This is a genomic window from Psychrobacter sp. 1Y4, assembly GCF_051847555.1.
Genome location: NZ_JBPYDE010000204.1, coordinates 1 through 971, shown reverse-complemented (window position 1 = coordinate 971; position 971 = coordinate 1). Strand labels below are relative to the sequence as shown.

The 971-nt window shown below is 46.3% G+C and carries 1 protein-coding gene; it reads right to left on the bottom strand.

Features of this window, described 5'->3' with window-relative positions; all coding sequences use genetic code 11:
- The coding region (locus ACS8FC_RS15260; RefSeq protein ID WP_439297395.1) for a DUF3360 family protein at positions 1 to 971 on the bottom strand (971 nt) is incomplete at both ends.

The window sequence follows — 971 nt, the reverse complement described above, 5'->3', positions numbered from 1 at the left end:
GTTGCCAGATAGCCAAATCCATTGGATAGCCCCAAATACCCGCGATAATACAAAATAAGGCTGTCAATAAAGCACCAGCAGGAATCGGACGCTTAGCAATCGCTGCAGGAACAATATAAGTACCCCAAGAGGACGCAAAGTTGGCACCACCTAGCACAGAACCAACTACCTGACGAAATGACGCACTGGTCATCGTATCATCGATATCCATGAGCACTTTTTCAGTACGCTTAGGGTAGCTAATTTTTTGGAATACCTGATGCCCTAAGAAGTCTGGTGACCACATTGCCACAGCCAAAATAGCAAACGGTAATACCACAATGAAGCTTTCAATCGTCGGTAAACCTAACATCCAACCTGTGTTCTCACCCCACCAATACATTGGGTTCATATGCGGTAAACCTGGTGCTGTTTTAAACGCAAAAGGTGCGCCCAATGCAAAAGCAAGACCACCACCTAACACGCAACTGAGCGGAACTGCAAGCCAGCGTTTTTGCCAATGCTCAAGCAATGCATATAGCAGAATGGTTGCCAGAATAATAAAGAAAGCAATATGCGACATGCCAATCCCTTCTGCCCAAGCAAAGAGATTTTTGACCTGTGACGTCGTTCCGATAAAGCCCAAGTAAATCAATAGGCCACCGCATACCCCTTTACTGGTTAAATTGGCCAGTAAGCTTCCCCCTTTACTAATAGCGAGCAGCAGACCAAAAGCACCAATCAGTAGTCCAAAAGCCATTGGATGACCACCTGCAGCCACAACAATGGGAATCAATGGAATAAGTGGGCCATGAGTACCAGCAAGGTTGGCTGTTGGTAGCAAAAATCCTGAAAATAAGATAATAAAAAACGACACGATCAACAGCTCATAACGAACGTTTTCTAACCCAAAGGCATCACTGAGACCAAGCGGCCCTGCAAACGCAGCGGCACTAGCGCCCACCATTACTACTTTACCGATTGTCGCGGCC